This is a genomic window from Streptomyces sp. NPDC057002 (assembly GCF_042673825.1).
Classification (GTDB): Bacteria; Actinomycetota; Actinomycetes; order Streptomycetales; family Streptomycetaceae; genus Streptomyces.
This window is the reverse complement of record NZ_JBHURZ010000003.1, coordinates 218,000-238,495: the sequence shown is the minus strand read 5'-3', so window position 1 is coordinate 238,495 and position 20,496 is coordinate 218,000. Positions and strand designations below refer to the sequence as shown.

The window sequence follows — 20,496 nt, the reverse complement described above, 5'->3', positions numbered from 1 at the left end:
GTGTGTCCGCTCGCTCCCGTTTCTCACGTCACCGCGGTGTCACAGGCTCGTCCCAAGGACTGTAGGCCCCGGCGCGCGTTGTTCCGGTTGGCATGAAGATCGGGAGTACGAGGGAGGAGAGGTGCATGCAGACAGGCGTGCGACAAGGCCCGGAGATCTGGATCCGCGGCCCGGTGAACACCCCGGAGCCGGGACCGCCGGAGCCGGCCCACGCCCATGCCGCGGCCCGGCGCTTCTCCTGGGTCGGCACGCACGGCGGCGCGGGCGTCTCCACGCTCACCGCGGTCTACGGCGGTCATGACAGCGGCCGCGCGTGGCCCGGGCCGGGCGACCCGCCGTCGGTGCTGCTGGTCGCCCGGACGCACGCGGCCGGGCTGGACACGGTCGCCGGTGCGGTGGAGATCTTCCGGCGCGGTCAGGCTCCGCAGGGGCTCGACCTCGACGGCGTCGTCCTGGTGGCGGACGCCCCGGGCCGCCTGCCCCGCCCGCTCGCCCAGCGGGTCAAGTCCCTGGAGACGGTCATCGACGTGTACCGCGTGCCGTGGGTACCGTCCTGGCGGCTCGGCGAACTGGGCCACCCGCCGCGCGAGACGGCGCCCCTGGCGAGGCTGACGGGAGCGGCACGCTGACGGCCTTCCCTCTGTCGGCCCGGGAGATCGCGGCGGGCGTACGGGCCCGGGAGCTGCGCGCGGTCGAGGTGGTCGCGGCGGCGCTGGAGCGGATCGACCGGGCCGATCCCCAACTGTGCGCGTTCGTCGAGGTGTGGCACGAGGAGGCGTTGCGACGGGCGGGCGAGGTGGACGCGCTGCTCGAACGCAGGGCCGGGGGTGCACCCGGCTTGAGCGGAGCTGACAACTCCGACGGGGCGGGGGATGTCCCGCGCAGGAGCGCAGCGGCCGGGCGCCGGGGTGTCCCTCGCACGAGTGATGCCGGCATTTCCGGGGACACCCCTCGCACGAGTGGCGCCGACAGGCCAGGCGGTGTCCCTGGCGCCAGTGCAGCCGACAGGCCAGGGGGTGTCCCTCGCACGAGCGCAGCCGACCCGCACGGAGGCGTCCCTCGCGCGAGCGCAGCCGACAGCCCCGGGCGCGCCCTTCGTACGAGTAGTGCCGACAGGCCCGGTGGTGTCCCCCACACGAGTGAGGCCGACAGCCTCATGACAGCGGGCGGGGGGCTGCCGCTCGCCGGTGTGCCCATCGCCGTGAAGGGGCGGCACGGGATGCGGGCGGCGGGGCCGCTGCTCGCGGCCGGAGGGGTGGTCGTGGGGGCGACCTCCGTGCCCGGGCCGGGGACGCCGTGGCAGACCTGGGGGCTCGGTGCGCGCGGCCGGACCGTCAACCCATGGCGGGCCGACCGTACGCCGGGCGGTTCCTCGGCCGGGTCGGCGGTGGCGGTCGCGGCCGGACTGGCGCCGCTGGCGACGGGCAGCGACGGGGCCGGGTCGGTGCGGATCCCGGCGGCGTGGTGCGGGGTCGTCGGCCTGAAGGCCACGGTCGGGCGGCTGCCCTCCGCCGACCGCACGGGACTGGCCGTCCCCGGCGTGCTCGCCCGCTCGGCGTCGGACGCGGCCTGCTGGTGGCAGGTGGTGTCCGGCGAGCCCGAGCCCGTCCTCCCGCCCCTTCCCGTCGCCGCCGCCTGGTCCCCCGACCTCGGTTTCGCCGGGCCCGATCCGGAACCCGTCGCACTCGCCCGGGCCGCGGTGGAACGACTCGTGGCGGCGGATGTCGTACGGCTCGTACGACCGCGGGTGCCGCTGTGCCTCACGGACCCCGGGCCCGCGTGGCTCGCCCTGCGCGCACCCGGCGCCGACCTGGCCGGGGCCCACCGCGTCCGGGCGGAGAACGACCGGCGGCTGGCCGGGCTGTTCGAGGATGCCGAGCTGCTGCTGACGCCCACGGCACCCACCGCGCCGCACGGCCACGAAGGACCGGGCGACCGCTACTCCACCTCGCTCACCTGGGCGTTCAACCTCAGCGGGCATCCGGCCCTGAGCCTCCCGGCGGGCTTCGGCGAGGACGGCTGCCCGGCCGGGCTGCAACTGGTGGCGCCGCACGGGCGGGAAACGCTGCTGCTGGCCGTGGCGCGGGAGGCGGAGGCGCGTATCGGGAGCTGACGGGCACGCCCGTCCGACAGACGTCCCTGCCTGACAGGCACCCCTGGCGGAATTGAATGCGCACGCATATGATGCATGCGCGTGTAATCGCCGTACGCCTTTCTTCTGGGGGACACCATGACCCGCCGTTTCCTTTTCGTCCTGGGCAGCGCCCGCGCCGAGGGCAACACCGAGCTGCTGGCCCGCCGGGCCGCCGAGCAACTGCCCCCGGACGTCGAACAGCAGTGGATCGACCTCACCGAGCACCCGATCCCCGACTTCGAGGACCTGCGGCACGACAGCGACCATGTCCGCCCGACCGAGGGCAACCTCGCCCTGCTGCTCGACGCCACGCTCGCGGCGACGGACATCGTGATCGTCTCGCCCCTGTACTGGTACTCGGTCTCCGCGCAGACCAAGCGCTACCTGGACTACTGGTCGGGCTGGCTGCGCACGCCCGGCCTCGACTTCAAGGCGACCCTGGCCGGACGCACCCTGTGGGGCGTCACCGCCCTCGCGCACCGGGAGGAGGTCGTCGCCGACCCGCTGATCGGGACGCTCCACAACTCGGCCGCGTACATGGGGATGCGCTTCGGCGGGGTGCTGCTCGGCAACGGCAGCAAGCCCGGTGACGTGCTGAACGACACCGAGGCGCTGACCCGGGCGAAGACGTTCTTCACCCAGGAGGCCCCGCCCGCCCGGTTCCTCTACGAGAAGTGAACCCGGACGGCGAGTGAGTCCTAGGCCGTGATGTCCTTCGTCGTGAAGCGGGCCCAGGCCGCCGAACCGAACACCGCCGCGTACAGGGCCTGGAGGCCGAGGTTCTTCGCCAGGTCGTCCCAGTAGACGGGCTCGCGCATGAGGTCGGCGAAGGACAGCCAGTAGTGCGAGAAGAAGTACGGCTGGAGGGCGTGCAGTTGCGGGATCTGGTCGAGGATCTGGACCGTGATCAGCAGGCCGACGGTGGTCGCCATCGCCGCGATGCCGCTGCCCGTGAGCGTCGAGACGAACAGGCCGAGCGCCGCGACGCCGATCAGTGACGCGGCGACGGCGAGGGCGATCAGCAGGGCTCTGCCCAGCCCCTCGGCGAAGCCGATGCGCGTACCAGAGATGGTCGTCAGGTCGCCCAGCGGGAACAGCAGCGCGCCGACCGTCAGCGCCGAGACGGCGACCACCAGGGTGGCCGCCAGGCAGAAGATGACGACGGTCGCGTACTTGGTGAGGAGCAGGCGGCTGCGGCCGGCCGGGGCGACCAGCAGATAGCGGAGCGTGCCGGAGTTCGACTCGCCCGCGATCGCGTCGCCCGCGACGACCCCGATCGCCATCGGCAGGAAGAACGGGAGGGTGGCGGCCAGGGCGGTGAAGACGAGGAACAGGCCGTTGTTGGTGATCTGCGAGATGAAGGCCGGCCCTCCGCCGCCGGGCGACGACCCGTCACCCGTCTCTATCTTGACGGCGATGCCGACCAGGACGGGCACGCCCGCCAGTACGGCCAGCAGCGCGAGGGTGCGCCAGCGCCGGAAGGTCGTGGTGAGTTCGCTGCGCAGCAGCCCGAAGGTCCACAGCGGGCTCACCGGGCGTACGGCAGCCTTCGCCGTGTCAGCCTGCGACATCGAAGCCCTCCCCCGTCAGCGCCACGAACGCGTCCTCCAGCGAGGCCCGTTCGACCGTGAAGCCCCGCACCCGTACCCCGGCCGTCACCAGCGCGGCGTTCACCTCGGCGAGGTCGCGGTCCGGCGGTTCGCCGGTCACCCGGTCGTCCGTGACGACGAGGTCGCCGACGCCCTGTTCCTTCAGCACCCGGGCCGCCTCCGCCGGGTCCGGCGTGGTCACCACGAGCCGCCCGCGTGCCCCCGCTGACAGCTCGGCGACCGGGCCCTGTGTGATCAGTCGGCCCTGGGCCATCACGGCCGCGTGCGTGCAGACCTGCTCGATCTCGTCGAGCAGATGGGAGGAGAGGAAGACCGTCGTGCCGTCCGAGGCCAGCTCCCGTATCAGGGTGCGGATCTCGCGCATGCCCTGCGGGTCGAGGCCGTTGGTCGGCTCGTCGAGCACGAGCAGCCGGCGCGGCTGGAGCAGCGCGGCGGCCAGGCCCAGGCGCTGTTTCATGCCCAGTGAGTACGCCTTGGCCTTCTTGCCCCCCGCGGCCGTCAGGCCCACCCGGTCCAGGGCGGCGGCGACCCGGGCCCGCCGGGTGCGCGGATCGGCGGCCGGGTCGGCCGAGTCGTACCGGATGAGGTTGTCGCGGCCGGAGAGGAAGCCGTAGAGGGCCGGGCCCTCGATGAGGGCGCCGACGTGCGGCAGCACGGCGCGGGTGGCCCGGGGCATGGGCTGCCCGAGGACCCGCGCCGTGCCGGAGGTGGCCTCGATGAGGCCCATCAGCATGCGGATGGTGGTGGTCTTGCCGGAGCCGTTGGGGCCGAGGAAGCCGAAGACGCTGCCCGCCGGGACGGTCAGGTCGAGACCGTCGACGGCGAGCTGTCCGCCGCGGTAGCGCTTGGTGAGCGCGCGGGTGGCGATGACCGGTTCCCCGGCCGCGTCATCCGCGCCACTCGACTCCGGCTCCGTGGCGGACGGTTCGCCCATCGGCTTCCTCGTTCTCTCGACGTCCCGTGGTCTTTCGACGTCCCGTGGTCTCTCGACGTCCTGTAGCGGTACGGGACTTACTTGCCGGCGTCGGCCGCCTTCACGAGGGCGTCCTTGGTGACCAGGCCGACATAGACCTTGCCGTCGTCCGTGATCAGGGCGTTGACCAGTCGGGTCGAGAAGACCGTGCCCGAGCCGAACTTGCCGGTGACCTTGTCGCCGAGCGAGTTCATGAAGCCGCCGAGGTCGCCGCCGGCCTCGCCGGAGGGCACGCCCTCGCCTCCGGTGTCGAAGGTGGCTATGGAGTTCCAGCCCTCGCCGATGGTCTTCATGCCGTCGAGGCCCTTGCCGAGGTCCTCCTCGGACTTCGGGAGGGACTCCGGGGCGGGCCGGGGGGCCTCCCCCTTGTCGAAGCCCTTCTCAAGGCCCTTCTCGGGCGCCTTCTCCTCCGTGACCTTCGCCCCCTTCGGCGGGGTGAAGTCGAAGGTCGACGCGGCCGGCTTGGCGAAGTCGACCTGGGTGAAGCCCGCGTCGACGACCGCGGAGCCACCGCCCGCCGGGGTCAGCGTGAACTTCAGCGGTGTGCCCGTCTTCGCGTCCACGGCCACCGTGATCGCGCCGACCGTCGAGCCGGACTGCTTCGGCTTGATGAGCAGCTTGTAGGCGTCCCGGCCGGCGACCTGGGCGGTGCCGTCCACGGTCACGGAGGTCGTCTCGTCGGCGGCCTTGAGGGCCTCCTCGGCGAAGTCCTTCGGCGTGGCAGGCGGCTGCTGCCGCTGGTCCTTGCCGCTCTCGGAGGCCGTGCCGTGGTGGACCTCGTTGGACTTGCTGTCGTAGGCCCAGACGTCCTTGCCGTTGTGGACGATGCTGTACTCGGCGGCGTTCTCCAGCAGCGACAGCTTCTGCTTGTCCGGGCCGTCGGCCGCGACGCGCAGGGTGTGCGTGCCGGAGGCCAGTTCCGTGAGCTTGGCGGTCGGGTCGGCGGAGGAGCCGCCCTCGCCCTGGCTCGCGGCTCCGGACATCAGGCTGCTCTCCAGCCCGCCGAGGTCCGGCAGCCCGAGGTCCGTGCTGATCTTCACGGTGCCGGACAGCTGCTGGACGTCCGACTTGGCGATCTTCTCGATGAGCTGCTGTGCGGTGATCTTCGGGAGGTCGGGATCACCGGAGTCGGCGAGCGCGGGGACCAGCCCGATCGTCGCGGCCGCCACCCCCATCACCGTGACCGGTACGACGTACCGCGCGGCCTTGCGCCGTCCGGAACGCTGCTCGTCGGCCTCCCCGGCGGTCGTGCTGTCGTCGGATGCGTACGGTGCCATGTGTGCCCTACCTCCGTGGTCGGCGGCGGCTGTCCGTGTCGTCCACGCACTCGTCCCTGGCCGCCATTCTCACCCGAACAGGTGAGGTTTGGTGTTTTCCGTGGTTTCCATCTGACCAAATCGGCCAGGGAAATACGTCAGACCCCGGACTCAACTCCACGTACTGCTGGGGTATGACACGGAGGGGCGGCTTCTCCCCCGACCCGTAGGGGTTGCCGGTCAGCCGGCCCGGTGCACCACCGCGTCGCACAGCTCCACGAGGGCCGTCTTCGCGGCGCACTCGGGCAGGGGGGCCAGCGCCGAGCGGGCGTCCTGGGCGTAGCGGACGGTGTCCTTCCGGGCCTGCTCCAGCGCCGGGTGGGCGCGCAGCAGGCGCAGGGCCTCGGCGTGCCGTTCGTCGTCCGTGAGGTCGGAGTCCAGCAGCTCGCACAGGGCGATGTCGTCGGCGAGCCCGAGCCGGGCCGCCCGCTCGCGCAGCCGCAGCACCGGCATCGTGGGGATGCCCTCGCGCAGATCGGTGCCGGGCGTCTTGCCGGACTCGTGCGAGTCGGAGGCGATGTCCAGGAAGTCGTCCGCGAGCTGGAAGGCGACGCCGAGCCGCTCGCCGTACTGGGTCAGCACGTCCACGGTCGTCTCGTCGGCGCCGGACATCATCGCGCCGAACCGGCACGACACCGCCACCAGCGAACCGGTCTTGCCGCCCAGCACGTCCAGGTAGTGCTCGACGGGGTCGCGGCCGTCCTGCGGTCCGGCCGTCTCCAGGATCTGCCCGGTCACCAGCCGTTCGAACGCCTCGGCCTGCACCCGCACCGCCTCCGGACCGAGGTCGGCCAGGGTGTGCGAGGCACGGGCGAAGAGGAAGTCGCCGGTGAGGACCGCGACCGAGTTGTCCCAGCGGGTGTTCGCGCTCGCGACCCCGCGGCGCACCGTCGCCTCGTCCATCACGTCGTCGTGGTACAGCGTGGCGAGGTGGGTCAGCTCCACGACGACGGCCGACGGCACGATCCCGGGCGCGTACGGGTCGCCGAACTGGGCGGAGAGCATCACGAGCAGCGGACGGAACCGCTTGCCGCCGGCCCGCACCAGATGCTGGGCGGCCTCCGTGATGAAGGGCACCTCACTCTTGGTGGCCTCGAACAAGCCTTCCTCGACAGCCGCCAACCCGGCCTGGACATCGGCTTCCAGAGCCTGGTCCCGCACGCTCAGCCCGAACGGCCCGACGTCGGTCACGAGGGGTCTCCTGTCTGCTGTGTCTGCCGGTGATTACGCGGATTGTCGATAGGTCGCTGCCATCACTCGAGTCAGCGTATCCGGTCACGTTTCGATCACCGCCAGCGCCCATGGTTACAGGCCGGGTGGTATCTGATCACGACCGTTATGTTTTCGATCGGGCCATAAGAACAGACATTTGTCGACTTACCAGTCGATAGTCAGATATTCACGATTTGCCATGACGATTGAGCAAATTCCCTTTGACGGTAATTGCCCCACGGGCTTGTGATCAGTGAGTTGAATCACGTTAACCCCTTTGTCGCGCCACCCCGACATCGACCCGTACCCCCTTCAGTCGAACGCGAGTTGAGCCTTGGCTCTCGCAAAGGATCAAGTGGACCAAACACCCCCGACCAAGGTCAACCGCGCAATATGTGACTCCGGCGCTTGTTCCCGACATGTGCTCTCGCATACGTTCCCGGCCAGTCCGGCGGACGCCGAATCCTGCCGCCGCCCGGACCCCCACACGAACCGACTCACTCACGCAGGGCAGGAGCGGGGGACCCAGGTAAGTCGCCGGTCCGCACAGCGGCACGGCTCGGGGTGAAGCCGCGCACGGCAGTACACCGCCGTACGCGGCCGGGCACCTCCCGGCCCGAACCCGACAGCTCACCTCGCAGGCGCCGGAGAGGAATTTCGCCATGGCCGGACGAGGCAAGCACCGTCGCCCCAGAACCAACCCGCTCTCCCGAGGTGTCGCGATCGCCGGCACCGGCGGAGCGGCACTGACCCTCCCGCTCCTCGGAGCCACCTACGCGAGCGCCGCCGAGGCGCCGCAGAGCGCACCCGCCGTCGCACAGTCCGTGCCCCAGGCGGCCCAGCCCAAGTCGCTCACGTACACCGTGGCCAAGGGCGACACGCTCTACCGCATCGCGGACAAGTACGACGTATCGGGCGGCTGGAAGAAGCTCTACAAGGACAACCGCTCCGCCATCGGCGACGACCCGAAGCTGATCCACCCGGGCCTGAAGCTGAAGGTGTCGACGACCAAGGCGACCACCGCGAAGAAGGCGACCAAGTCGTCCGCCAAGCCGGCCGCGAAGCCCGCCGGTGGCGTCGCCAAGGCCACCCAGGCCTCCGCGAAGACCTACGCCGACAACCTCGACGGATGGATCCGCGAGGCGCTGGACGTCATGGCGCAGAAGGGCATTCCGGGGTCGTACGACGGCATCTACCGCAACGTCATGCGCGAGTCGTCCGGCAACCCCCAGGCGATCAACAACTGGGACTCCAACGCCGTCAAGGGCACCCCGTCCAAGGGCCTGCTCCAGACCATCGACCCGACCTTCCAGGCCTACCACGTGGACGGCACGTCGTGGGACCCGTACGACCCGGTCGCCAACATCACCGCGGCCTGCAACTACGCGGCCGACCGCTACGGCTCGATCGACAACGTCAACGGCCCGTACTGAGCCGTCCCGCCCAGCAGTCGCTCGAGGACGACGGCGATGCCGTCGTCCTCGTTCGACAGCGTGATCTCGTCGGCCACGGCCTTGAGTTCGGGATGGGCGTTCGCCATCGCGACGCCGTGGGCGGCCCAGTCGAACATCGGGATGTCATTGGGCATGTCACCGAAGGCGATGGTGTCCGACGGCCGCAGCCCCAGATGCTCGGCGGCCAGCGCCAGGCCCGTCGCCTTGGTGACGCCGCACGGCTGGAGCTCGACCGTGCCGGGCCCCGACATCGTCACCGTCGCCAGTGAGCCGACCACCGAACGGGCCGTCGCCGCCAACTCGTCGTCCGACAGGTAGGGATGGCGCAGCAGCACCTTGCTGATCGGCTCGCACCACAGGTCGTCGCGCCGGTCGACCCGTACGGCCGGCAGCGTCGGGTGCGGCATGAGATAGCCCGGCTCGATGAGCGTGAGCCCGTCGACCCCGTCCTGGTCGACCGCGGCGTACACCTGCCCCACCTCGGCCTCGATCTTGCCGAGCGCGGTCTCCGCCAGTTCCCGGTCCAGGGTGATGGACCACAGCAGCCGGTCCGCGCCGGCGTCGTACACCTGCGCGCCCTGCCCGCACACCGCGAGCCCCGTGCAGCGGAGGTCGTCGAGGAGCGGTCGCACACGCGGCGCCGGCCGGCCCGTCACCACGAGGTGCTGGGCACCGGCCTCCGCCACCCGTTCGAGCACGGCGAGCGACCGGTCGGAGAGGGTGTCGTCGCCGCGCAGCAGCGTTCCGTCCAGGTCGGTGGCGATGAGTGAATATGCGATGGGTGCGGCCATGATCTGAGAATACGGACAGCGCGCCCCTTCGTTTCATCGCGCCGTGGACACCGATTGCCCGGTTGAAGGCCTCTGTACCAGTTGGCAACAACATGGTCCGCTACCTACCGGCGAGGCCGTCTCGGGCGGTACCTTCCAAGTGTCCAGGGGGGACTTGATCGGGGGGTCAGGTTGAGCAGTGGGCGCATTCGCGTGGCTGGGCCCGGGGAGCTCGGCGAAGGGGAAAAGGAGCGCTGGCGCGCGCTGCGCGCTGCCTCCGAGGCACCGCGCAACCCTTTCATGGAACCGGAGTTCACCGAAGCCGTCGGCCTGGTGAGGCCGCAGGCACGGGTCGCGGTGGTGTACGAAGGGGAGGAGCCGGCCGGCTTCCTGCCCTATGAACGGGGCCCGTTGGGCCAGGGCCGGGCGATCGGGCTCGGCGTCTCGGACGCGCAGGGGGCGATCCTGCGGCCGGGCCTGGACCTGGACACGGGCCGGCTCCTCAAGGCCTGCTCGGTGTCGAGCTTCGCCTTCGACAACCTGGAGGCCGAGCAGCGGCTGTTCGTCCGGTACGCGGCCGAGGAGCACGCCACCTACGTCATCGACGTGGAGAAGGGCTACGAGACGTACGAGTCGGTGCTGCGCGCCCAGTCGCCGAAGTTCCTGAAGACCACCCTGGCCAAGGAGCGCAGGCTGGGCCGGCAGGCCGGCGGGCCCCGGTTCGTGTTCGACGAACGCGACCCGGCCGCACTGCGCACCCTCATGGAGTGGAAGTCGGCGCAGTACCGCAGGACAGGCCGGCAGGACCGCTTCGCACGGGAGTGGATCACCCGGCTCGTGGGACGGCTGGCCCGGACCCGGGCACCGGAGTGCAGCGGCACCCTGTCCGTGCTGTACGCCGGAGAGCGGCCCGTCGCCGCGCACTTCGGACTGCGCTCGGCATCCGTGCTGGCCTGCTGGTTCCCGGCCTACGACCCGGAGTTCGCGAAGTACTCGCCGGGTCTGGTGCTGCATCTGCGCATGGCCGAGGCGGCGGCCGCCGAGGGCATCGGCGTGCTCGACCTGGGGCGGGGCGCGGCGGAGTACAAGGACGCGCTGAAGACGGGCGAACTGCCCGTGTACGAGGGGGCGGTGACGCGGCCGGGGGCGGGCGCGGCACTGCACTGGCTGAGCCGCGAGCCGGCGCGCCGCGCGCACAGTTTCGTCCGCGCCAGGCCGCGGCTCGCGGCGCTGGCCGCGCGGACCCTGAAGGGCGCGGCTCGGCTGCGCCGTACCTGAACACGAGTTCTTACCTGACACGAGTGGGGGGTGAGGGGCGCATGGCTCGTTCGGCGCGTGCCCGGGAGGAGATACGGCGGTTCCTGGACATCGGGGCGGTTCAGGTCGCCGAGTTGGACCTCGACGGTGACGAGGCGGTGCTCAGACCCGGTCCGGGGAGCCCGCCGGTGACACACGGCGAGGTGTTCGTGCTCGTCCGCAGGGGTGGGCGGCCCGTGGGCACACTGCTCGGACGGGTGCCGGAGGGGGCGGACGCGCGGGTTGTGCTGGAGGGGCGGGCACGGGCGGAGTGTGCGCCTCTTCCGTCCGCGCGCGCGGACACCGGTGAGCCCAGTGGGCTTGGTGAGCCTCCGTACACCAGTGTCGTCGTCGCGACCCGGGAGCGGGCCGGGCAACTGGCCCGTGCGCTGGACTCGCTGCTGGCCCAGGACCATCCGCGGTTCGAGATCGTCGTCGTGGACAACGCGCCCGTGACGGACGAGACGCGGGAGCTGGTCGAGCGGAAGTACGCGGAGCGCGTGCGGTACGTGTGCGAGCGGGTGCCCGGGCTCGCGGTCGCGCACAACGCGGGCCTCGCGGCCGTACGGGGCGAGGTGGTCGCCTTCACCGACGACGACGTGGTCGCCGACCCGCGCTGGCTGACCGAACTGACCGCGCCCTTCGCCGCCGACGCCGGACTCGGCTGCGCCACCGGGCTGATCCTGCCCGCGCGGCTGACCACTCCGGCCCAGGTGCTGCTGGAGAGCCACGGCGGCTTCGCGAAAGGCTTCACTCCAAGGACGTACGACCCGGCGCGTCCGCCGGGCGACGAACCGCTGTTCCCGTTCACTGCGGGGCGGTTCGGCTCCGGCGCCAACATGGCGTTCCGTACGGCCGTGCTGCGTTCCGTCGGCGGTTTCGACCCGGCCACCGGTGCCGGTACGGCCGCCCGGGGCGGCGACGACCTCTACGGCTTCGTCCGTGTCCTGGCCCAGGGCCACCGGCTGCGCTACACGCCGTCCGCACTGGTGTGGCACCACCACCGGGAGACCTGGCGGGACCTGGAGACCCAGGCGTACGGCTACGGCGCCGGGCTCACCGCCTATCTGACCGCGGTGCTGGTGAACCGCCCCGCGCTGCTGCCGGCGTTCCTCGCGCGGCTGCCCCGCGGCCTCGCCCACGCCCGGACGCTGACGGCCGTACGCGAGACGGAGGGGGGCGGGGCGGCGCCGGGTGACCACGATGTGCGGACGCATCCCTGGCCGCGGCGGCTGTCGCGGTTGCAGCGCAGGGGGATGCTGTACGGGCCCCTCGGCTATGTGCGGGCACGGCGGGCACTGCGCGCGACGGTTGGCGCGACTGCTCGGGAGACTGCTCGGGAGACTGCTCCGGGGACTGTTCGGGAGACTGCTCGGGGGGCGAGATGAGAACGTCGGCGCGTACGCGTGGTGAGGGGCCGATATCGCCCTCGGGGACCCCGGCCATCCCCGTCTTCCTGTACCACGCCGTGATGGACGACCCGCCCGGCTGGATCGCCGAGTTCACGGTCACGCCACAGCAGTTCGCGGCCCATCTCGACGCCCTCGCCGACAGCGGCCGGACACCCGTCACCATCAGCACGATCGCCGACCATCTGGCCGGGCGGGCGCCCCTGCCGCCCCGGCCCGTGCTGCTCACCTTCGACGACGGCTTCGCCGATCTGCCCGGCCCGACGGCCGAGACGCTGGCCGGCCGCGGGCTGCCCGCCACCGCCTATCTCACCACCGGCGCCATCACCCCGGGCGGCCGCAGTCTGCTGCCGCCCGCCCCGATGATGACCCTGGACCGGGCGGCGGAGCTGGAACGTTCCGGCATGGAGATCGGCAGCCACACCGTCACCCACGCACAGCTCGACACGCTGTCCGGCAAGGACCTGGCGTACGAACTGCGCACGTCGAAGGCCGTGCTGGAGGACGCCCTCGGCCACGAGGTCCGCCACCTCGCCTATCCGCACGGCTACAACAGCCCTCGGGTACGGGCCATGTCGGCCCGGGCCGGCTACGAGACGGCGACCGCCGTACGGCACGCGCTCAGCTCCGACCACGACGAGCGGTACCGCATCGCGCGGCTCATCGTCCGGCGTACCCACACCGTCGCCGACGTCGAGGGCTGGCTGGCGGGGGCGGGCGCGCGGGTCGCGCCGTACCGCGACGGGCCGAAGACGATCGGGTGGCGGTGGTACCGGCGGGCCCGTGCGGTGGTGCACGGGCCCGAGTTCGCGGGCTGACCCTGGCCGACCCGGTGGGCTACTTGAGCGGCTGGTTCAGGTACGGGTCGGCGGCCGCCTTGCGCAGGCTGTCCCAGGCCGCGTCGTTCGCCAGCGCCAGGTTGCAGTGCGGTCCGGGGTCGCGGTAGTTCCACTGGAGGGCGGCCTTGACGCCCTCCAGGCCCTTCAGCACCCCGGGCACCTGCGCGTACCACTCGGCCTGCCGCTGCGGGCGGGCCGAGTCCACGGCGGTGCCGAACTCGGAGAGCATCAGCGGCTTGTCGTCGGAGATGTTCCCGCGGATCCAGTCGTGGGCGGTGTTCTGGGTCTGCGCGAAGGTCATCCAGCGCGTGTCGTGGCAGCGGTAGTAGTTGTACTGGTTGTAGCCGATCCAGTCGACGTACTCGTCGCCGGGATACATCCGCTTCATCTCGTCGGCGTGGTCGAGGTAGCCGGTGGTGATCCACGTCCACACCACGTTGTCGACGCCCAGTTCGCGGAACCGGTCGTGGATGTGCCGGTACGCCTTCACGTACTCGGCGGGGGTGCCGTTGTCCGGGGTGCGGGTGTCCATCTCCAGGTCGAAGGAGAGGAAGACCTTCTTGCCGTAGTCCTTGATGCGCTCGGCCTGGACGTCGATGACCTTGTCGTCCAGCTCGCCGGACGCGATCTGCTTCCAGGTCGGCTGCTGCTTCTTCGTGCCGCCCCACCACTTGCTCTCCCAGGACAGCAGCAGCAGGTGGTCCTCGCCGACGCGGCGTTCCTCCGGGGTGAGCAGCTGGCCCTCGCGGCGGGTGCCCTGGGGCAGCGACATGTCGTGGTACGTGTACACGATGTCCAGCTCGCGGCCCACGCGTTTCTCGTAGGCGCGCACCTTCTCGGGCAGGTCGCCGCGCTCGTGCGGCACGAACGCGCCGAACCAGGCGCCGCAGGGCGGTTCCAGGAGTGCCGTGGGACGGCAGTCCGCCTTGGCACCGGCGCCCTGGGGGTCCGGTCCGGAGGCGTCCCGGAGGGCGAGTACGCCGACCAGGACCGCGCTGACGACCGTGGCGGACGTGATCAGCAGTCGGCGCCGGCTCGATGCGAACGGGCCGGCGGCCGGCTGCCCGGTCGTGTTCGGGTCGCGGCGAAAGGGACGGTGACGTCGGTGGGGACGGTGGGGACGGTTGAACCTCACTGAGCGGAACCCTTCGGTGTACTCGGCGTCGTCCTCGGCTGCGGGGAGGCGCGCAGCGGCGGACAGAACGCGGCGAGCGTGGTCAGCAGAGTCAGTGTCAGCAGCACCCGCTGCGCGCTGAAGGTGTGTGTGGCGATCAGGACGGTCGCGACGAGCATCACGGCACCGATGCTCATGAACAGCACCAGCATCAGCCGCTCCAGCAGGTCGGAGTGGCGTGCGAAGTCCGGGTCCCGGCGCTCGACCGGGCCTTCGGCGGGCCGTGCCCCCAGCGCGGGGGCGCAGACTCTGACCATCGCCGCGCCCGGGCCCGCGGCCAGGAAGAGGACGACCGCGGCGCCCCGCAGCGGCGAGCCGCCGGGCAGGGCGAGCGCGGCGAGCGCGAGCCAGCCGCCGAACGGCGGCAGCATCCGGATCACGAGTTCCTGCGGTGTCATCGCTCCGCTCCCCCAGCCTGCTTCAGTACGTAGAGCCATCCCGCGCTGTTCTCCGCCACCAGCCGGAACCGCGGTGAGGCGGCGACGGACTTCCGGACGCGGTCCAGCTGTGCCTCGGTGAGCTGGCCGTTCATCTCGGAGTTGGCCAACTGCCCCTGGGTGAGCAGGAAGTAGGCCCGGGCCGGTCGCTCCACCCCGGCCATGTCGCTGGCGAGGGTGGCGGCCGGCTTCTGGACGATCTGGTCGACGTGACTGCGGGCGTCGTCGAGGAACCAGTAGTGGTCGACGCTCCAGTAGGAGGCGTACGCGAGCGGGTAGTTGCGGTTGGCGGCGACGACCAGCGAGCCGTCGGGCGCCTGGTCGAACAGCTGCCGTACGAGGGCCACTTCCTGCGGCGGGAAGTAGTTGATCCGGTCCTTGCCGGAGTAGGCCGGGACGAAGGCCAGGGTTCCGCCGAGCAGTGCGGCCAGCGGCACCCAGACGCCGAGCCACCGTCGCCCGCCCCGGGCGGGGGCGGCCTGCCGGCCGCCGGCTTCCCGCGCCGCGGCGTCGGCGGCGAGCGTGCGGACCTTGGGCAGCAGCGCCGCGGCCGCGAAGAACGCGGCGCCGGGCAGCATGAAGAGCAGGACCCGGAAGATCATCTCGCTGCCGTAGCTGCTGGCCGCGAACATCGGCAGCGGGGCCGCCGCGATCAGCAGCAGCGGCCGGGCCCGGTGCCGCAGCACCCGTTGGCGCAGCACGCCGAGGGCCGCCAGCAGCAGGACGGAGCCGGACAGCAGCCGGGCCGCCCAGGAGGTCGCGATCGCTCCGGTGCCGGTCGGGGTGGCGCCGTACCCCGTCTCGACGTTGGCGCCGACGTCGCCGATGGAGCGGATCATGTCCGGCATCGCGGCGGACAGGAAGGGCAGTGCCGCCGTGAGACACCAGGCCAGGAAGATCACGACGGTGGTGACCACCGGGACCCAGTCGCGGTAGCGGCGGCTGAGGCACAGGGCGAGCAGGCAGACGACCAGCATGCCCGGGGTGAGCTGGTGGGAGATGACGATCGCCACGAGCATGACGGTGATCACCACCGTCCACACGGCCTGCCGGGGCTGCCCGCGCCGCACCGCGGACCGGCCGAAGCGGCGCAGGACGACGGCCAGGACGCCGACGTGCAGCGCGTAGGCCACGGACTGGGGCGAGAAGTAGTCCTGTCCCACCCAGTTGGCGACGTAGAAGAGCCAGACGGCGGTCCAGATCAGCCGCCGGTCCTCGGTGAAGGTGCGGTAGATCAGCAGCAGCGGGAGCAGCAGCATCAGACTGGAGGCCAGGGGCCACCAGGCCATGAACATCGCCGCCGAGTCCACACCCAGCAGCCGCTCCAGGGCGGCCTGCGCGGCGAAGAAGCCCGGCCACTGGTCGTACACCGCCATGTCGCCGACCTGGTCGGCCGTTTGCAGACCGCCGGCCGTCAGCAGATGGTCGATGACCGCCTCGTGCTTCCACGCCCAGGCGTACAGCGGGGTCGGATAGACCACGGCCTGGGTGGCCCGCTCCATCACCAGCAGCCCGAGGACGTACGCCGCCGCCCAGCCGCCCCGCCGGCGCGGATCGCGGACGGTGAACCAGAAGCCCGTGGTGAGCACCGCGAGGCCGGCCCAGAAGGTGGGGTGCAGCGCGGTGACCAGGCCGTAGTCGTCGAGCCGCGAGACATCGGTGTGCCGTACGGCGTACGCCCAGAGGGCGAGTGCGGCGAACAGCGGCACGCCGGGCCAGGCGAGGGCGCGGCGCCCGGGCCAGACGGGAGGCAGATCGGACAGGTCCGTCACGGGCTCATGGGCGGGGCTCGACGACTCCGAGGAAGAGGGGCTGGAGGACTGGCTGGAGGTCTCGGGGTGGGGAGCCGACGAGTCCGCTTCATCCCGGGCAGGTGTGGGTTCTGGCGTGGATCTCTCCCGTGGAGTTGCTGGCGGACGCACGGTGGTTCCCCCCTGGCGAATCGGCTCTGTTCGACTCTGTTCGGCGCCGGATCGTGTCGGTTCGGCGCTGGATCGTGATCAGTCGCTGGGCCGGCGGCTCGGTGGTCCGCCGACCGGTCGGTTGGATATGGAGCGGGAGCGCGTCCACGCCGACGCGGCGCGGCGGAGCAGCAGAAGCAGGACGAGGACGGCGAGCAGGGGCGGCGCGACGGGTGCGAGCGCGTCGCGCCACACCCAGCCGCCGACCGCGACGAGATACAGAACCCCCCAGCGCCCCGGCCACGTCAGCCGGCCGCCCGCGCTCGCGAGCAGCAGCCACAGCGGCACGAGGCACAGCAGCTGGCAGACCGGCGGCGCCCAGCGCAGCAGCGGCTCGGGCCCGTCGAGCCCCAGTGTGTCCGCGAGGAAGCCGGCCGTCTTCTCATACAACGCCCCGTCCACCGGCCGCGGTTCCCGCCCGAGGGCGACCGGTGCGGTGTACAGGGCGAGCAGCGCGGCGTACAGCGCCGTGCCGGGCAGCCACGGGTCGCGCCGGGTGCACAGGGTGAGGGCGGCGACGAACACCACGAGCAGCAGGCCCCCCGCGGTGAGCGAGGGCAACGGCAGCCCCTCCAGCAGCTGACGCCCGGTCAGTGCCGCTTCGGAGGCGTCGTCGAGCCAGGGCAGGTCGCGCAGCGGAGCCAGGAAGAAGACGGCGGCGACACCGAGCAGGCTCCAGAGGGCGCCTCTCAGCCGCCGCTCCTGTGGCTCCTGGTCCGTGAGCGGTCCTGCCGGTTCGTGCGGTGGTGCCGCTGAATGGTGCGGTGGTGCCGCTGAATCGTGCGGTGGTGCCGCTGAATCGTGCGGTGGTGCCGCTGAATCGTGCGATGGGGTTCCGGGCTCGCGCGGTAGTGCTCCCGGCTCGCGCGGTAGTGCTCCCGGCTCGCGCGGTGGCGCTCCGGGCTCGCGCGGTGCTTCCCGGGACGGCCCCTCCGGCCGCACGATCAGCGCCAGCGTGTCCGCCTGCAGCGCCTCACGCTCGTATCCCGGCCGGCCGATGAACAGCATGACCGTGTCCTGGTCACCGTCCTTGGGCTGGTACGCGGCCCGGCGCGCCCAGGTCGTGCCGTAGCCGGCGGTGGCGTTGAGTTTGGCCCAGCGGGTGCCGTAGGAGGGGTCGGCGGGGGTGCGGACGGCGGGCGCTGTGTCGTCGTGGCGCAGTGCCGCCCGGAGCCCGACCGTGGAGACGACGGCGATCAGCGTCATGCTCAGCAGCACCGCCCAGCCGGCGCCCGCGATCCCGGCCGGGGTGAACAGCACGGCCGCGCTGCCCAGCACCAGGGCGCACATGGCGCCTTGGAGCGCGGCCAGCACACCCGTGCGCCCCTGGACGCGCAGCACGCCGATGTACAGCTCCACCACGACCCGCGGCAGTGCGCCGAGGGCGAGCAGCCGCAGCACGGTCGAGCCGTGCTCGGCGTAGTCCGGGCTGAAGGGCGTGAGGATGTACGGGGCGAAGAGGACCAGCACCAGCACGACCGGGATCAGCAGCAGCGTCATGCGCCGCAGTGCTCCCCGGACGCCGTCGGCGAGCTGGCGGGGATCGTGCGAGGCGTGCGCGGTGAGGGACGAGGCCATGTTGATGGCCATGAACTCCATCGTGCCGCCGACGGTGTACGCCACGTAGAAGTAGCCGTTCTCCGCCGCGCTGAAGCGGACCGCGACCATCACCGGCAACAGGTTGATCATGGCCAGGCTGAACAGCGCGCCCAGCGAGTCCCCGGCCAGGAAGCGGCCCATGTCGCGGAGTCTCGGAGGCTCCTTCTCCCGGTCGTGGTCCGCCTGGCGCGGGATGAGCTTGCGGAAGATCAGCCAGCCGAGCGGCAAGGTGGAGAAGGCGATCGCCACCGCCCAGGAGACGAAGATGCCGAGGACGGGCAGCGTGCCGGCGAAGACGGCCAGCAGGGCCAGTTTCCCGACCGAGAACACCGCGTTCCCGGCCGGCACCCACTCCGCCTTGCGCAGTCCGGTGAGCACGCCGTCCTGGAGGGTGAGGAGCGCCCAGGCCACGCACGCCGCGACGAACACCGCCCCCGCCATGGGTGTGCCCAGGGGGGCGTACGAGGCTCCCCAGGCGTCGAGCGTGAGCAGGAAGACGGCGGCGGCGAGCGCCACGACCAGCGAACTGGCCACGTACGTGCCCCACACCAGGCGCCCGGTCTCCCGTCCCGCGCGCGGGACGAAGCGCACGACGGCCCCGATCATCGTCGTCGCCGTGATGCTGGCGAGCAGCCGCATCGCGGCGATCGCGGCGGAGCCCTGGCCGACGGCCTCCTCGGAGTAGTAGCGGGCGGCCACCAGCCAGAATCCCAGGCCCAGCACCGCGGACACGCCGGTGCTGAGCATGAGGAAGTAGGCGTTCTTGAACAGCGAGTCGTGCGTGTGTTCGCTGTCGGCAGGCTCGAGCCCGCCCCCTCCGGCGCGCGTGGGGGCGGGCTCGTGTACCTGGATCTCAGCCACGGGACTAACCCAGCCCTCCCGGTGTCGGCCTGGCCCTGGACAGGTCTCCCGGTGCTTCGGCCGGTCGTACCCCGGACCGCTCCAGCACCTCGACGACCGTCCGCGCCCGCAGCGGGTCCACGGGCAGCGCGTGCCGCGCGAACCAGCGGGCCGCCTCGGGGGCCGGTGAGGGGTCGGTGAACTCCGCACCGGCGTAGTCGTCCAGGGGCGGGTCGTAGAGGTAGCCGACGACGATGCCCCGGCGTGCCAGTGCCGCGATCGCCGCGTCCCGGTCCGCCACGAACAGCGGGACGCGGAACAGCGGCTGTGTCCCGTACGCGTCGCGCGGCTTGGCCCAGGGCGTGGACAGCAGCAGCTCGGTGCCCGCACGGCAGGCGTCCAGCACCTCGTCGAGCCGGTCGAGCTTGCGTCCGATGCGCCGCAGCCGCAGCAGGCCGGACTCCTGGCGGTAGTCGTGCATGTCGACCCGCACCCAAGGGTGGTGCGCCTCGAGCCCGGGCGCCCGGCGCTCGGCCTGGGCGAGTTCGTCCGGGCGCAGCGGCATCCGGATCTCCTCGCGGTCCGCGAGACCCAGCAGCCGGATCGCTGCCCAGGCGGCGCGCCGCAGCCGCAGCCCGCGCACCGTCGCCTCCGCGTACGGCCGGACCGCGTAAGCCAGTTCGGAGCTCATCCGGCGTGGGACGAGCAGCCCCGCGCAGGTCTTCTCCACCGCCTCCCGCAGTCCCGGATCGGCGAGCGAGAGCATGCCTCCGGCCTTGGCGCCCACATGCTTGGACAGGCTGAACGCGGATGCCTCCCCCCATGCTCCGACCGGCCGGTCGCCCACCCTGCTGCCGATGGCGTGCGCCGCGTCCTCGAACAGCGGGATCCCCAGCGCGTCGCACTTCTGTCTGAGGCGCGGCGCCGGGTCCGGGTTCCCGTACAGGTTCGTCGTGAGCACGGCCGACACCGAGCGCCATGTCTCCTCGGGCACGGCATCGACGTCGATGGACGCGTCGAGCGGGTTCAACGGCGCCTGCACCGGACGCAGTCCGGCCGCGAGCACGACGAAGAAGATCACGTCGTCGTTGACCGGCGACATCAGCACCCGTCCGCCGGGCGGGCACCAGTGGCGCAGCGCCACGTACAGCCCGAAACGGCACGACGGTACATACACACATTCCCGGCCGAGCCGGACGCGCATGGTCTCTTCCAGCCGCTTCGGCTGTGGACCACGCCGTACCGAGCCCGGACCGGCCTCCCCTATGGCCATCCGCCCCCCTGATGTGCCGTAGGAACGCCCCCTCCCCGAGGCCTTCCGGCACCCGCCCAGAGTCGCCCCGTTCGCACCGCTCCGTCAAGATTGCGTCGCGTCCTGTGGATAACTTCCGGCACGTACGAATAAGGCGTCCCGTCCGCCGCGCCGGAGTCGCACCGTCCGGTCACCCCCACACCCACCTGCCCCGTTCGCC

General features: G+C 71.9%; 17 protein-coding genes and 1 riboswitch. Of the genes, 7 read left to right on the top strand and 10 right to left on the bottom strand.

What is annotated here, in order from left to right; translation table 11 throughout:
- Nucleotides 1-125 precede the first annotated feature (125 nt).
- The 3 genes from ACFT32_RS15475 (at nucleotide 126) to ACFT32_RS15465 (ending at nucleotide 2,812) form a co-directional block, all read left to right on the top strand.
- Nucleotides 126-629: a DUF6668 family protein gene (locus ACFT32_RS15475; protein WP_382489247.1), complete on the top strand. Its 504-nt coding sequence runs from the start codon at nucleotides 126-128 to the stop codon at nucleotides 627-629.
- Between the two features lie 527 nt (nucleotides 630-1,156).
- A complete protein-coding gene (locus ACFT32_RS15470; protein ID WP_382489245.1) occupies nucleotides 1,157-2,113 on the top strand; it encodes an amidase family protein in 957 nt (318 codons plus the stop codon).
- Between the two features lie 117 nt (nucleotides 2,114-2,230).
- Nucleotides 2,231-2,812: a flavodoxin family protein gene (locus tag ACFT32_RS15465; RefSeq protein ID WP_382489244.1), complete on the top strand. Its 582-nt coding sequence runs from the start codon at nucleotides 2,231-2,233 to the stop codon at nucleotides 2,810-2,812.
- Between the two features lie 20 nt (nucleotides 2,813-2,832).
- Here ACFT32_RS15465 and ACFT32_RS15460 read toward each other — a convergent pair whose 3' ends face one another.
- The 4 genes from ACFT32_RS15460 to ACFT32_RS15445 all read right to left on the bottom strand — a co-directional run bounded on the left by ACFT32_RS15460 (nucleotide 2,833) and on the right by ACFT32_RS15445 (nucleotide 7,224).
- On the bottom strand, nucleotides 2,833-3,705 hold the full coding sequence (locus ACFT32_RS15460; protein ID WP_382489242.1) for an ABC transporter permease: 873 nt from the start codon (nucleotides 3,703-3,705) through the stop codon (nucleotides 2,833-2,835).
- On the bottom strand, nucleotides 3,692-4,678 hold the full coding sequence (locus ACFT32_RS15455; protein WP_382489241.1) for an ATP-binding cassette domain-containing protein: 987 nt from the start codon (nucleotides 4,676-4,678) through the stop codon (nucleotides 3,692-3,694). The genes ACFT32_RS15460 and ACFT32_RS15455 overlap by 14 nt, the downstream gene beginning before the upstream one ends.
- A 77-nt stretch (nucleotides 4,679-4,755) precedes the next feature.
- Entirely contained in the window at nucleotides 4,756-5,994 is a 1,239-nt protein-coding gene (locus ACFT32_RS15450; protein ID WP_382489239.1) for an outer membrane lipoprotein carrier protein LolA, read from the bottom strand.
- Nucleotides 5,995-6,213: 219 nt separating this feature from the next.
- Complete coding sequence (locus tag ACFT32_RS15445; RefSeq protein ID WP_382489237.1) at nucleotides 6,214-7,224, bottom strand: polyprenyl synthetase family protein; 1,011 nt, start codon at nucleotides 7,222-7,224, stop codon at nucleotides 6,214-6,216.
- Nucleotides 7,225-7,725: 501 nt separating this feature from the next.
- Nucleotides 7,726-7,902: riboswitch (cyclic di-AMP (ydaO/yuaA leader) on the top strand.
- A 5-nt stretch (nucleotides 7,903-7,907) separates the two neighbouring features.
- On the opposite strand from ACFT32_RS15445, the gene ACFT32_RS15440 reads away from it, so the two are divergent.
- Nucleotides 7,908-8,678 carry a LysM peptidoglycan-binding domain-containing protein gene (locus ACFT32_RS15440; protein WP_382489235.1) on the top strand — a complete coding sequence of 257 codons (771 nt, stop codon included), beginning with the start codon at nucleotides 7,908-7,910 and terminating at the stop codon, nucleotides 8,676-8,678.
- Here ACFT32_RS15440 and ACFT32_RS15435 read toward each other — a convergent pair.
- A complete protein-coding gene (locus tag ACFT32_RS15435) occupies nucleotides 8,642-9,490 on the bottom strand; it encodes an HAD family hydrolase (protein WP_382489233.1) in 849 nt (282 codons plus the stop codon). The genes ACFT32_RS15440 and ACFT32_RS15435 overlap by 37 nt on opposite strands.
- 186 nt (nucleotides 9,491-9,676) lie before the next feature.
- Here ACFT32_RS15435 and ACFT32_RS15430 point away from each other — a divergent pair, with 186 nt between their 5' ends.
- The 3 genes from ACFT32_RS15430 to ACFT32_RS15420 all read left to right on the top strand — a co-directional run bounded on the left by ACFT32_RS15430 (nucleotide 9,677) and on the right by ACFT32_RS15420 (nucleotide 12,992).
- On the top strand, nucleotides 9,677-10,747 hold the full coding sequence (locus ACFT32_RS15430) for a GNAT family N-acetyltransferase (RefSeq protein ID WP_382490689.1): 1,071 nt from the start codon (nucleotides 9,677-9,679) through the stop codon (nucleotides 10,745-10,747).
- 41 nt (nucleotides 10,748-10,788) lie between these two features.
- The gene (locus ACFT32_RS15425) at nucleotides 10,789-12,153 is read left to right on the top strand and encodes a glycosyltransferase (protein WP_382489231.1); all 1,365 of its coding nucleotides are present in this window, start codon (nucleotides 10,789-10,791) and stop codon (nucleotides 12,151-12,153) included.
- Nucleotides 12,154-12,236: 83 nt separating this feature from the next.
- On the top strand, nucleotides 12,237-12,992 hold the full coding sequence (locus ACFT32_RS15420; RefSeq protein ID WP_382489230.1) for a polysaccharide deacetylase family protein: 756 nt from the start codon (nucleotides 12,237-12,239) through the stop codon (nucleotides 12,990-12,992).
- 19 nt (nucleotides 12,993-13,011) lie between these two features.
- On the opposite strand, the gene ACFT32_RS15415 is transcribed toward ACFT32_RS15420, so the two are convergent.
- The 5 genes from ACFT32_RS15415 to ACFT32_RS15395 all read right to left on the bottom strand — a co-directional run bounded on the left by ACFT32_RS15415 (nucleotide 13,012) and on the right by ACFT32_RS15395 (nucleotide 20,228).
- Nucleotides 13,012-14,148 (bottom strand): glycosyl hydrolase, encoded by a 1,137-nt coding sequence (locus ACFT32_RS15415; RefSeq protein ID WP_382489228.1) that lies wholly within the window; start codon nucleotides 14,146-14,148, stop codon nucleotides 13,012-13,014.
- Nucleotides 14,145-14,585, bottom strand: a complete 441-nt coding sequence (locus tag ACFT32_RS15410; RefSeq protein ID WP_382489227.1) for a hypothetical protein — start codon at nucleotides 14,583-14,585, stop codon at nucleotides 14,145-14,147. The genes ACFT32_RS15415 and ACFT32_RS15410 overlap by 4 nt, the downstream gene beginning before the upstream one ends.
- Nucleotides 14,582-16,396: a glycosyltransferase gene (locus ACFT32_RS15405; RefSeq protein ID WP_382489225.1), complete on the bottom strand. Its 1,815-nt coding sequence runs from the start codon at nucleotides 16,394-16,396 to the stop codon at nucleotides 14,582-14,584. Before ACFT32_RS15405 ends, ACFT32_RS15410 begins: the two co-directional genes overlap by 4 nt.
- 228 nt (nucleotides 16,397-16,624) lie before the next feature.
- Entirely contained in the window at nucleotides 16,625-19,045 is a 2,421-nt protein-coding gene (locus tag ACFT32_RS15400) for an oligosaccharide flippase family protein (RefSeq protein ID WP_382489223.1), read from the bottom strand.
- Nucleotides 19,046-19,049: 4 nt separating this feature from the next.
- Nucleotides 19,050-20,228 (bottom strand): DegT/DnrJ/EryC1/StrS family aminotransferase, encoded by a 1,179-nt coding sequence (locus tag ACFT32_RS15395; RefSeq protein ID WP_382490686.1) that lies wholly within the window; start codon nucleotides 20,226-20,228, stop codon nucleotides 19,050-19,052.
- Nucleotides 20,229-20,496: the final 268 nt, after the last annotated feature.